We start from the raw sequence: 12242 nt of genomic DNA on the forward strand, positions 1-12242 counted from the left end.
TCATATCCGGTATTAGCCACCGTTTCCCGTGGTTATCCCAGAGTGAAGGGCAGGTTGCTCACGTGTTACTCACCCGTTCGCCACTGATCAGACCAGCAAGCTGGTCATCACCGTTCGACTTGCATGTGTTAAGCACGCCGCCAGCGTTCGTCCTGAGCCAGAATCAAACTCTCCGTAAATGTCAACTGGCACCCCACCACCAAAGCAGCAGGGCAACCGACAAAACGAAACGGCTCCACCGGTTCAACCCGGCAAGCCAATCAGATTCGGCTGTTCATGGCATCGCCTTCCACGGAGGTAGAAGAACGACACCGATCTCAACCAAGACCCACCACCACACGCACCCCGAACCAAAGGCCCGAAACACACGAGATAGCGAGCCATATGGCATCGACTATTTGGCACACTGTTGAGTTCTCAAGGAACAGACGCGCATCTCCTCAGGATCTTTCGACCCGTCCGAGAGGCTTTGTCGTTCTGAATCTTACATGGCTCTTCGGCCGCATTCCGCCACCCTCTCGGGCAGCTCGTGCGGGCCTGGAGCCCGTCCCTCGGACGAGTTCGGGCGCGCCTAGCGCGACGAAACCGTTCGAGGGGTGGCCACCCTTGGGGACCAGCCACCGTGGTTCGATCCGCGGTGTCCGTTCCTCCCTCTCGGGGCGACATCGAGAACATTACGCGCGTGTTGCGCCAGGAGGCAAATCCCTGGGCGGTGACGCCGGTCACCACGGCCTCCGATCGAGGTAGACGCCCTGGTCAGATGCACAACAGGACCCCCGAGACGCGCTCGGGGGTCCTGTCGGCGGTGCGGGTCACGCCTGGGCGTCGACCACCGCCAGCGTGCGCTTTCCGCGGCGGAGGACCGCGAAGCGGCCGTGCAGGAGGTCGTCGGCGGTCAGGACCGCGTCCTCAGTGGCGACCCGAACGTTGTTCACGGACGCTCCGCCCTCTGCGATCGCTCGTCGGGCGGCCCCCTTGCTGGTCACGACGCCCGACGCGGCAAGCAGGTCCGCCACGGAGTCGCCGGCCCTGCCCGGTGCGGACGGCAGCTCGGCGACCGCGGCGGCAAGCGTTGCGAGCGAGAGGTCCCCGAGCGAACCACGGCCGAACAGCGCCTGGCTCGCCGCGACGACCTGGTCGGCAGCGGCAGGCCCGTGCACGAGGGCGGTCACCTCGTACGCCAGCGTTCGCTGGGCCTCCCTCGCCGCCGGCGCTGAGGCGACGGCGGCCGCCAGCTCATCGATCCGTGCACGCGACAGGAACGTGAAGACCTTGAGGTACCCGACCACGTCCGCGTCGTCGGCGTTCAACCAGAACTGGAAGAACGCGTACGGGCTCGTCATCTCCGCGTCGAGCCAGACGGTCCCCGACTCCGTCTTCCCGAACTTCGTGCCGTCGGCCTTGGTGATCAGGGGCGTCGTGAGTGCATGCGCCGACACCCCCTCGGCCTTGCGGATGAGCTCGACGCCCGACAGGAGGTTGCCCCACTGGTCGCTGCCGCCCGTCTGGAGGCTGATCCCGTGCCGGCGGTAGAGCTCCAGGAAGTCCATCCCCTGCAGGATCTGGTAGCTGAACTCGGTGAAGCTGATGCCCTGCTCGCTGTTCAGGCGTCGAGCCACGGTGTCCTTGGCCAGCATCGTGCCCAGGCGGTAGTGCTTTCCGACGTCGCGCAGGAAGTCGATCGCGGACATCGGCGCGGTCCAGTCCAGGTTGTTGACCATCGTCGCGGCGTTGGGTCCGTCGAAGCGCAGGAGCGGCTCGATCTGGCGCCGGATCCGATCGACCCACCCGGACACGACCGAGGGGTCGTTGAGGGTGCGCTCCCCCGCCATCTTCGGGTCGCCGATCAGGCCGGTCGCGCCGCCCACCAGGGCGAACGGCACGTGGCCGGCGTCCTGCAGCCGGCGCACGGTGAGGATCTGGACGAGGTTGCCGATGTGCAGGCTGGGCGCTGTGGGGTCGAACCCGCAGTACAGCGACACGGGTCCGGCGGACAGGGCGGCGCGCAGTGCATCGATGTCGGTGGCTTGGGCGATCAGCCCTCTCCACTCGAGGTCGTCGAGGACGTGGTTCATGTGCAGGTCTCCAGGAAAGAGGTAGGCGGGCGCAGCGCCCGGTGGACACGGCGTCAGACGGCCGACGTCGTCGCCCTCAGGAGGCGTCTACCGACGTCGGCGGCCGATATGCCGGCCTGTACGCGGAGACCGTGCGCTCGTCGGTGAGCCAGTAGCGCCAAGGGAACCGGTTCCCCTCGCCGCCTGCACCCGAGACCCCGACGCGCGGACCCGACTTGTGCGTAGGCAGAACCGCAACCTGGTGGCGGTGCAGGACGACATCGCCACCTGCCTCGGTCACGTCCGCACCATTGGCACGCATGTCCAGGCCGAGCGCGACCGCGAGCCGCGCCGGCCCGCGCGCGAGCTGACGCTGAGAGTCGACGACACCGACCGACTCGCGCCGCCTCCAGGCCAGGTCGACACCGTCGACGATCTCTCCCGCGCGCAGCAGCACCGCGGCAGGGCTGCCCGTGGGCTCGGCGACGATGTTCAGGCAGTGGTGCAGGCCGAGGTGCCGGTAGACGTACAGCCGTCCGGGCTCCGCGAACATCACCGCGTTGCGCGACGTACGGCCGCGGTACGCGTGCGAGCCCGGGTCCTCGGCGCCGGCGTAGGCCTCGACCTCGGTGATCCGGAGAGTGACGTCGCCCTCCGAGGAGCGCGACGTCAGGTAGGCGCCGAGCAGGTCGCGGGCGACGGCATGGACCTCGCGGCTGAACCAGACCCGCGCCGGAACCACGAGGAACGCGCGCGGGTCGGAGGCATCCGGCGGCTCGGGGCGGCGTGCGGGCGGTGTGCTCACACGCCCATCTTGCCGTACGGCGCCGGGCTGCCGCTGTCCGAGACCACCCCTCCGAAGGCGTCGAGCCGCACATCGGCGCGCTCGCGCGTGCGCTCCCTGGCGAAGTGCGCCGCCTCGTCGGTCATCCAGGTCAGCCAGTGCTCCCGGGCGTCGGCGCCGTCCCGGGCGAGCCCGCGTTCGAGCCGCAGGTCCGCGGGGGCCTCGACCCAGACGCGCAGCACGGCGATCGCGTCGGCGGCCCGGCGGGCCGAGCCGCACCCCTCCAGGACGAGCACCTCCGGGACCTGGACGTCGACCCACTCGGCGAAGGCACCGGTAGGCCAGTCGTATCGCTGGTACCGCCCCGGGCGGCCGCGTCGCAACGGCTCGAGGACCTGGGCGGACAGGCGCGGCCACAAAGAGCCCTCCAGCCCCGACCAGCCCGCGTAGAGATCGTCGAGGTGCACGACCTCTGCCGTCGCACCCAGTGCTGCGGCATCGCGGGCCACGACGTCGGCGGTGGTCGTCTTGCCCGAGCCGGCCGGACCATCGATCACCACGAGCCGGACCGGGCCCAGACGTGGGGACGCAGCAAGCGCGCGCGACGCGATGCTCACCGGCTGGTCAGGCGGTCCACGTCCGCAGCTCGCCGGCCCGTTCACGTGCCCGGACGAGCTGTTCGGCGACTCTGGCTGGTGCCGTGCCTCCGACGGCGGACCGCGACGCCAGGGAGCCTTCGACCGTGAGCACCGACCGCACCTCGGGCGTCAGGTGCTCCGAGATCGCCGCCAGCTCGTCGTCGGACAGGTCCCAGAGCTCGATCGGAGGCTGGTGCTCCTCACATGCCCGCACGCAGGCCCCCGCGACCTCGTGCGCGACCCGGAACGGCACCCCGTTGCGCACCAGCCACTCCGCGATGTCCGTCGCGAGCGAGAAGCCTTGCGGCGCCAGCGAGGCGAGACGGTCCGTGTCGAACTCGAGGGTGGCGACCATCCCCGCGAACGCGGGCAGCAGGATGGACAGCTGGTCGATCTGGTCGAACACCGGCTCCTTGTCCTCCTGCAGGTCACGGTTGTACGCGAGCGGGAGACCCTTGAGCGTGGTGAGCAGGCCCGTCAGGTCGCCGATGAGTCGGCCGGCCTTCCCCCGCGCCAGCTCGGCGATGTCGGGGTTCTTCTTCTGCGGCATGATGCTCGACCCCGTGGAGTACGAGTCGTGCAGCTTCACGAAGCCGAACTCCTTGGTCGCCCAGAGGATGACCTCCTCCGCGAGCCGCGAGATGTCCACGGCCGCCATCGCGGCGACGAAGGCGAACTCGGCCACGACGTCACGCGAGGCGGTGCCGTCGATCGAGTTCTCGACCGGTCCGTCGAAACCAAGGTCGGCGGCGACCGCGGCCGGGTCCAGGCCGAGCGACGACCCGGCGAGGGCGCCCGAGCCGTAGGGCGACCGGGCCGCGCGCGAGTCCCAGTCCTGCCAGCGCTCGACGTCTCGCAGCAGCGGCCACACGTGCGCGAGCAGGTGGTGCGCGAGCAGGACCGGCTGCGCGTGCTGCAGGTGGGTGCGTCCGGGCATCGGGGCGTCGCCTGCCGCGGATGCCTGCTCGACCAGCGCGTCCGCGACGTCCAGCAGCAGGCCACCGACGAGACGCGCCTGCTCGCGCAGGTACATGCGCACGAGCGTGGCGATCTGGTCGTTGCGGGAGCGTCCGGCCCGGAGCTTGCCGCCCAGGTCGGCGCCCGCACGCTCGATCAGGCCGCGCTCCAGAGCGGTGTGCACGTCCTCGTCGGCGATCACCGGCAGGAAGTCACCGTTGCGCACGTCGACCGCGAGCCGCTCGAGGGCATTCGTCATCCCCGTCAGCTCGTCGTCGGTCAGCAGACCTGCAGAGTGCAGGACCCGTGCGTGCGCGATCGAGCCCGCGATGTCCTGCTGCGCGAGCCGCCAGTCGAAGTGCGTCGACTGCGACAGCGCCTGGAGCGCTTCCGACGGGCCTCCGGCGAACCTGCCGCCCCACAGCGCCGCGGACGGCGTCGAGACGACACCGTCCGCCCGCTTCGCGACCTCGTCAGGCACCGATCCCGCCCTGCGAGCCGAGGTCCACGCCGTTGCCGAACCGCACGTCCCGCGCCGCGGCGAGCTTCGAGCTCAGACCGTAGATCTCGATGAAGCCCTTGGCGGCCGCCTGGTCGAACGTGTCGCCCGTGTCGTAGGTCGCCAGGTTGAAGTCGTACAGGCTGGCGTCCGACCGGCGGCCCGTCACCGTCGCGCGGCCACCGTGCAGGACGATCCGCACGTCGCCGGAGACGTAGCGCTGCGTGTCGTCGACGAAGACGTCGAGCGACTTCTTCAGCGGGGAGAACCACTGGCCGTCGTAGACCAGCTCGGTCCAGCGCTGCTCGACACCGCGCTTGAAACGGGCCTGCTCGCGCTCGACCGTGACGTTCTCGAGCTCCTGGTGCGCCGCGATGAGGGCGATGGCACCCGGTGCCTCGTACACCTCGCGGGACTTGATGCCGACGAGCCGGTCCTCGACGATGTCGATCCGGCCGATGCCCTGGGCGCCCGCGCGGCGGTTCATCTCCTGGATCGCCTGCAGCGGGGTGACGGGCACACCGTCGAGGGCGACGGGGACGCCGGCCTCGAACGTGATGATGACCTCGTCGGCGACCGGCGGGAACGTCGGGTCGTCGGTGTACGTGTAGACGTCCTTGGTGGGCCCGTTCCAGATGTCCTCGAGGAAGCCGGTCTCGACCGCGCGACCCCAGACGTTCTGGTCGATCGAGAACGGGTTGTGCTTGGTCGTCTCGATGGGCAGCGCGTTGCGGGAGGCGAACTCGATCGCCTTGTCGCGGGTCAGTGCCAGGTCGCGAACCGGCGCCAGGCACGTCAGGTCAGGTGCGAGCGACGTGATGCCGACCTCGAAGCGAACCTGGTCGTTGCCCTTGCCGGTGCAGCCATGGGCCACCGTCGTCGCGCCGAACTGGCGGGCGGCGCGGACCAGGTGCTTGACGATCACCGGGCGGGACAACGCCGAGACCAGCGGGTAGCGGTCCAGGTAGAGGGCGTTGGCCTTCAGGGCCGGCATGCAGTACTCGGTCGCGAACTCGTCCCGGGCGTCGGCCACGTAGGCCTCGACGGCGCCGCAGTCGAGCGCACGCTGACGGATGACGTTCAGGTCCTCACCACCCTGGCCTACGTCCACGGCGACCGCGATCACCTCGGCGCCGGTGGCCTCGGCGATCCAGCCGATGCCGACGGAGGTGTCCAGGCCGCCCGAGTAGGCGAGGACGACGCGCTGAGTCATGGAAGGTCTCTCTTCTTGGTGAAGTGGTCGAAGGTCAGTCTGCCGGTCGCGCGCGCGGGGCGGCATCCGGTCGTGCATCTGTGGCGAGGGCAAGGAAACGAGCAGCAAGGGCCGCGCCCGTGTCCCCTTCACGGGCGATCACCAGGACGGTGTCGTCGCCCGCGATCGTGCCGAGGACTGCAGGCAGGATCGAGTGGTCGATCGCGGACGCGAGGAACTGTGCGGCTCCCGGCGGGGTACGCAGGACGACGAGGTTGCCGGACGCCTCCGCCGTCACCAGCAGCTCCGCGCACAGGCGGGCGAGCCGGGACGCGAGCATCTCCTCATCGGGACCCGTCGACGGGGTCGTCCGACCGCCCCCCTCGACCGGGACGGCATAGGCCAGGGCACCCGAGGGAGTACGGATCTTCACGGCCCGCAGCTCGACGAGGTCCCGGCTCAACGTCGCCTGCGTGACGGTGACGCCCTCCTCCGCGAGCAGCTCCGCGAGCTGCTGCTGCGAGTGCACGAGGCCGCGGGTCAGGAGCGACGTGACCAGCGCGTGGCGAGCCGCCTTGGTGTGCGGGACCGACGACGTGACGCTCATGCCTGCTCCAGCAGCCACGTGAGCAGCGCCTTCTGCGCGTGGAGCCGGTTCTCGGCCTCGTCCCAGACCACCGACTGCGGCCCGTCCAGCACCTCGCTCGTGATCTCCATGCCACGGTAGGCCGGCAGGCAGTGCAGGACGATCGCGTCGGCTGCCGCCAGGGCCATGGCCGCCGAGTCGAGCCGGTACGGCACGAACGGTGTCTCACGCTCGGCGGCCTGCGCCTCCTGGCCCATCGACACCCAGGTGTCCGTCGCGACGACGTCTGCGCCGGTCACGGCCTCGGCGAGATCATGCGTCACCGTGACGGAGCCGCCCGTGGACGCGGCGATCCGGGCTGCGTCGGCAAGGACCGCCGGATCGGGCAGGAAGCCGTCGGGTGTCCCGACCCGCACGCGCAGGCCTGCGGTCGCGCCACCCAGCAGGTACGAGTGCGACATGTTGTTCGCACCGTCGCCGAGGTAGGCGAGCGTCTGACCCGCGAGCGCGTCGACGCCGCCGCGGTGCTGCGCGATCGTCATGAGGTCAGCCAGGATCTGGCACGGGTGGAACTCGTCGGTGAGGGCGTTGACCACCGGGACACCCGAGAACGCGGCCATCTGGTCGAGCCGCTCCTGGGCGTGCGTCCGCCAGACGATCGCGGCGACCTGCCGGCCGAGCACGCGCGCCGTGTCGGCGATGGACTCACGCTGGCCGATCTTCGCCAGGTTGCCGTCGACGCTCAGGGGAAAACCGCCGAGCTCGGCGATGCCCGCGGTGAACGAGACCTGCGTGCGCAAGGTCGGCTTGTCGAAGATGACCGCCACCGGCTTGGGACCGGTCAGCGGCGTGCGCACGAAGTGGTCCTCCCTGAAGGCGAGCGCGAGCCGCAGGATGTCCTGCTGCTCCGCGGGCGTCAGGTCGTCGTCACGCAGGAACGAGCGGGTCATGACGCCAGCTCCAGACCTGCGAGGAAGTCGACGAACTGGCCCGCCTGCTCGTCGGTCAGCACGAACGGCGGTGCGAGCCGGATCGTGGACGGGTTGACGGCGTTGACGATGAAGCCGGCCGCCAGAGCGCGCGCGGCAACCTCCGACGACACAGGGGACGCAAGCTGGACACCGATCAGGAGTCCGGCGCCCCGGACGCCGACGACCAGCGGGTTACCCGTTGCGGCCAGGCGAGCACGGAACCGCTCCCCCAGGTCGCTGACGTGGTTCAGCAGCCCGTCGCGCTCGATGACCCCGATCGTCGCGAGACCCGCCGCTGACGCCACGGGGTTGCCGCCGAACGTGGAGCCGTGCTGACCACGGCCCAGGAGGGCTGACGTCTGCGGGCCGAACGCGATGAGCGCGCCGACCGGGAAACCGCCTCCGAGGCCCTTGGCGACCGTCACGGCGTCAGGGACGACGCCCCCGCCGAGGTCCGGGTGGTGGTGCGCCATCCACCTGCCGGTGCGCCCCATGCCGGTCTGGACCTCGTCCAGGATCAGAAGAGCGCCGTGCTCAGCCGTCAGCCTGCGCGCGAGCGCGAGGTAGCCCGGCGGCAGAGGCAGCACGCCCGCCTCCCCCTGGATGGGCTCCACGACGACCGCGGCGACCTGGTCGCCGTTCGCCGCGAAAGCGGCCTCGAGCGCCTCGGAGTCCCCGAAGGGCACGAACTCGACGCCTCCGGGCAGCGGCTCGAACGGCTCGCGGTAGGACGCCTTGTGCGTCAGGGCGAGCGCTCCCATCGACCGGCCGTGGAACGACCCTTCGAGTGCGATGATCCGGGGACGACCCGTCCGGCGGGCCAGCTTGAACGCGGCCTCGTTGGCCTCCGTCCCGGAGTTGGTCAAGAAGACGTGCGATCCGTGCGGGGCGCCCGCGAGCGCGATCAGCCGCTCGGCGAACGCGATCTGCGTCGGGCTGCCGAAGAAGTTGGAGACGTGCCCGAGCGTTCCGAGCTGGGCGCTGATCGCGGCCGTGAGCGTCGGGTGCGCGTGCCCCAGAGAGTTGACCGCGATGCCACCGAGCAGGTCGAGGTAGCGCGTGCCGTCGGCGTCCCAGACATACGCACCCTCGCCGCGGACGAGAACCCGCTGCGGCGCGCCGAACGTGTCCATGACCGCGTGCGTGTAGCGGTCGGTCCAGTCGGCGACGGAGCCGTCGACGGCCGGCACGGGCAGGCTCGCGTCGGGCGAGACGTCGGCCCGGTGACGGGCGCGCTGCAGATCGGTCATCAGTGGACTTCCTGGTCGGGCCGGGACACGACGGGGATCGGCGCCGTGAACGGCGCGTCCACCGGCTCCTCGTCGGGCAGCACCATGGTGCCGATGCCGTCGGAGGTGAAGATCTCGACGAGGATCGAGTGAGGTTCGCGGCCGTCGATGACGTGCGCGCGGCCGACTCCGCCCTCGACGGCCCGCCAGCAGGCCTCCATCTTGGGCCGCATGCCGGCATCGAGGGTCGGCAGGATCGTCGCGAGCTCGGCAGCGCGAAGACGCCGGACGAGCGAGTCCCTGTCGGGCCAGCTCGTGTAGAGACCCTCGACGTCCGTCAGGACGATGAGCTTGCGTGCGCCGAGCGCGACCGCGAGCGCCGCGGCGGCGGTGTCTGCGTTGACGTTCAGGACCTGCGTGGGGTCGTCGAGGTCGGGTGCGACGGTGGACACCACCGGGATGCGGCCGGCGTCGAGCAGGTCGAGGACCGCTCCGGGGTTGACCTGCACCACGTCGCCCACCAGGCCCACGTCGATGCTCTCGCCGTCCACGACCACCGAGCGCCGACGTGCCTGGAACAGCCCGCCGTCCTCGCCCGACAGTCCTACCGCGTGCGGGCCGTGCGCGTTGAGCAGCCCCACGAGCTCGCGGGAGACCTGCCCCGTGAGCACCATGCGCACGACGTCCATGGCCTCGGGTGTGGTGACGCGCAGACCGCCACGGAACTCCGACTCGATGCCGAGCCGGTCGAGCATCGAGTTGATCTGCGGGCCCCCGCCGTGCACCACGACCGGGCGCAGGCCGACCTGGCGCAGGAACACCATGTCCTGCGCGAACGCGCGTTTCAGGTCCTCGTCGATCATGGCGTTGCCGCCGTACTTGACGACGACCAGCGCACCGGCGAACTTCTGCAACCACGGCAGCGCCTCGATCAGCACCTCCGCCTTCTGCTCGGCGCGCAGGTCGGTGCGGGTGTTGAAGACGAACTCGCTCATGTCGAGTACGCGCTGTTCTCGAGGACGTAGTCGTGCGTGAGGTCGTTGGTCCACACGGTGACCACCTCGGAGCCCGCGTGCAGGTCGATCAGCACGTGCACCTCGCGGCTGGCTGCGAGGTCGACGTCGGTCCGCGGCTGGTAGGCGCCGCCCGACTTGCAGACCTGGACGCCGTTGATGGTGACGTCCAGCTGGTCCGGGTCGTAGGGCGCGACGCTCTCCGGGACGGTCCCGACCTGCGCGAGCACGCGACCCCAGTTCGGGTCGTTGCCGAACATGGCCGCCTTGAACAGGTTGGACCGCGCCACCGCGCGCGCCACGGCCAGTCCCGCTGCCTCGGTCGACGCATTCATGACCGTGACGGCGATGTCGTGGCTCGCGCCCTCGGCGTCCGCGATCAGCGCGCGCGAGAGCTGCGCGCAGACCTGCGTCAACGCCGCCGTGAAGCCGGCCGGGTCGGGCACCGCACGGCTCGCACCCGACACGAGCAGCGTCACCGTGTCCGACGTGGACATGCAGCCGTCGGAGTCGATCCGGTCGAAGGTCTGGCTCACGGCGGACCGCAGCGCGGCCTGGGCCGTCTCCACGTCGATGACGGCATCGGTGGTGATCACGCACAGCATCGTCGCGAGGCCCGGTGCCAGCATGCCCGCCCCCTTGGCCATGCCTCCCACGGTCCACTCGCCCTGGTCGCCCGGGACGGTGAGATGAGCGGTCTTGGGGACCGTGTCGGTCGTCATGATCGCGACCGCCGCGTCGTACCCGCCCGTCCGGGACAGCGCCGAGACGGCCACGTCGACCCCGGCGAGCACCTTGCCGATCGGCAGCGGCTCGCCGATCAGGCCTGTCGAGCACACCACGACGTCGCCGGGCGAGAGCTCGAGGACCGCACCCACCTTCTCGGCCGTCCGGTGCACGTCGAGGAACCCGTCCGGTCCGGTGCACACGTTGGCACCGCCCGAGTTGAGCACGACCGCGCTGACCACGCCGTCGGCTACCGCCTGGCGCGACCAGACGACCGGTGCACCCACGACCCGGTTCGTGGTGAAGACCGCGGCGGCGACCTGCGAGGGGCCTTCGTTGACGACGAGTGCAAGGTCGGGACGCCCCGACGACTTCAGGCCTGCGGTGATGCCGGAGGCCCGGAAGCCGGCCGCGGCGGTGACGCCCGGGGACCGCTCAGCGAGCCCGTCGAGGGTCTCGATCGTCATGGTGCTACTCCGTCCAGAGGAAGTCCGAGGGTCTCAGGGAGTCCCAGTGCGAGGTTGAGCGACTGCAGGGCGCCCCCGGCGGTGCCCTTGACCAGGTTGTCGATCGCGGTGACCGTCACGACTCTGCCGACGCGCTCGTCGACCGCCACCTGCACGAGCGCGGTGTTGGCGCCGAGCGTCGCGGCGGTGGTCGGCCACTGGCCCTCGGGAAGCAGGTGCACGAACGGCTCGTCGGCGTAGGTCCGCTCCCAGGCCTCGCGGACCGTGGAGGGATCCGTGCCCGGGACGAGCCTCGCCGTGGCGGTCGCGAGGATGCCGCGGGACATCGGGACGAGCGTCGGGGTGAACGAGATGGTCACGTCGGACGCGCCCGCGGACCGCAGGTTCTGCCCGATCTCCGGGATGTGCCGGTGCGTACCGCCGACCGCGTACGGCTGGGCCGAGCCGAGCGCCTCGCTCGCGAGCAGGTGAGTCTTGAGGGACTTGCCGGCGCCGGAGTAGCCGTTGGCCAGGACCGCGACGAGGTCGGTCGGCTCGATCAGTCCTGCCGCGACTCCGGGTTGCAGGCCCAGCGAGACCGCGGTGACGTTGCATCCCGGGACCGCGATCCGGGTGGCGCCTGCGAGTACCGCACGCTGCGCCGACGCCGTCTGCTCGCCCGCGTGCAGCAGCTCGGGCAGTCCGTACGGCCAGGTCCCGGCGTGCGGGCTGCCGTAGTAGGTCTCCCAGTCGGCGGCGTCCGTGAGCCGGTGGTCGGCGCCGAGGTCGACGACGATCGCACGGTCGCCCCGGGCAGCCAGCTCGGCGGCGACCGCGCCACTTGCTCCGTGCGGGAGCGCGAGGACGACGACGTCGTGACCTGCGAGTGAGTCGACGCCCGTGGCCTCGAGCCTGCGGTCGGCGAGAGAGCGCAGGTGCGGCTGGTGCGCGCCGAGAAGTGTGCCTGCGTTGGAGTGCGCCGTGAGCGTGCCGATCCTCGCCTCAGGATGGGCAAGGAGCACCCGCAGCATCTCCCCGCCGGCGTAGCCGCTTGCGCCGGCGACCGCGACCGTGAACGTCATATGCATGAACATACACGGCGATGCACGAAGATACGAAGCCTTTCGGGAAGAACGCGCGAGCCAGT

General features: G+C 70.6%; 11 protein-coding genes and 1 rRNA gene. All 12 read right to left on the reverse strand.

Annotated features, from left to right (window positions below; translation table 11 throughout):
* A 16S ribosomal RNA gene (locus N553_RS0113065) occupies positions 1-179 on the reverse strand; the annotation flags it as partial.
* A 633-nt stretch (positions 180-812) separates the two neighbouring features.
* Positions 813-2075: a tyrosine--tRNA ligase gene (tyrS, locus tag N553_RS0113070; RefSeq protein ID WP_028046891.1), complete on the reverse strand. Its 1263-nt coding sequence runs from the start codon at positions 2073-2075 to the stop codon at positions 813-815.
* A gap of 76 nt (positions 2076-2151) precedes the next feature.
* The gene (locus N553_RS22660) at positions 2152-2859 is read right to left on the reverse strand and encodes a DNA-3-methyladenine glycosylase (protein WP_034622414.1); all 708 of its coding nucleotides are present in this window, start codon (positions 2857-2859) and stop codon (positions 2152-2154) included.
* Complete coding sequence (locus N553_RS22665) at positions 2856-3455, reverse strand: uridine kinase (RefSeq protein ID WP_156043839.1); 600 nt, start codon at positions 3453-3455, stop codon at positions 2856-2858. The genes N553_RS22660 and N553_RS22665 overlap by 4 nt, the downstream gene beginning before the upstream one ends.
* Before the next feature lie 7 nt (positions 3456-3462).
* Positions 3463-4914 (reverse strand): argininosuccinate lyase, encoded by a 1452-nt coding sequence (gene argH / locus N553_RS0113085; RefSeq protein ID WP_028046892.1) that lies wholly within the window; start codon positions 4912-4914, stop codon positions 3463-3465.
* Positions 4907-6145: an argininosuccinate synthase gene (locus N553_RS0113090; protein WP_028046893.1), complete on the reverse strand. Its 1239-nt coding sequence runs from the start codon at positions 6143-6145 to the stop codon at positions 4907-4909. The genes argH and N553_RS0113090 overlap by 8 nt, the downstream gene beginning before the upstream one ends.
* 34 nt (positions 6146-6179) lie before the next feature.
* Positions 6180-6731 (reverse strand): arginine repressor, encoded by a 552-nt coding sequence (locus N553_RS0113095; RefSeq protein WP_028046894.1) that lies wholly within the window; start codon positions 6729-6731, stop codon positions 6180-6182.
* A complete protein-coding gene (gene argF, locus N553_RS0113100) occupies positions 6728-7660 on the reverse strand; it encodes an ornithine carbamoyltransferase (protein ID WP_028046895.1) in 933 nt (310 codons plus the stop codon). The genes N553_RS0113095 and argF overlap by 4 nt, the downstream gene beginning before the upstream one ends.
* Positions 7657-8931, reverse strand: a complete 1275-nt coding sequence (locus N553_RS0113105; protein WP_081844580.1) for an acetylornithine transaminase — start codon at positions 8929-8931, stop codon at positions 7657-7659. The genes argF and N553_RS0113105 overlap by 4 nt, the downstream gene beginning before the upstream one ends.
* Entirely contained in the window at positions 8931-9905 is a 975-nt protein-coding gene (gene argB / locus N553_RS0113110; protein WP_028046897.1) for an acetylglutamate kinase, read from the reverse strand. The genes N553_RS0113105 and argB overlap by 1 nt, the downstream gene beginning before the upstream one ends.
* The gene (argJ, locus tag N553_RS0113115; RefSeq protein WP_028046898.1) at positions 9902-11116 is read right to left on the reverse strand and encodes a bifunctional glutamate N-acetyltransferase/amino-acid acetyltransferase ArgJ; all 1215 of its coding nucleotides are present in this window, start codon (positions 11114-11116) and stop codon (positions 9902-9904) included. The genes argB and argJ overlap by 4 nt, the downstream gene beginning before the upstream one ends.
* A complete protein-coding gene (gene argC, locus N553_RS0113120; RefSeq protein ID WP_197030081.1) occupies positions 11113-12177 on the reverse strand; it encodes an N-acetyl-gamma-glutamyl-phosphate reductase in 1065 nt (354 codons plus the stop codon). The genes argJ and argC overlap by 4 nt, the downstream gene beginning before the upstream one ends.
* Positions 12178-12242: the final 65 nt, after the last annotated feature.

This window comes from Cellulomonas sp. URHE0023 (genome assembly GCF_000688475.1).
Lineage (GTDB): Bacteria > Actinomycetota > Actinomycetes > Actinomycetales > Cellulomonadaceae > Cellulomonas.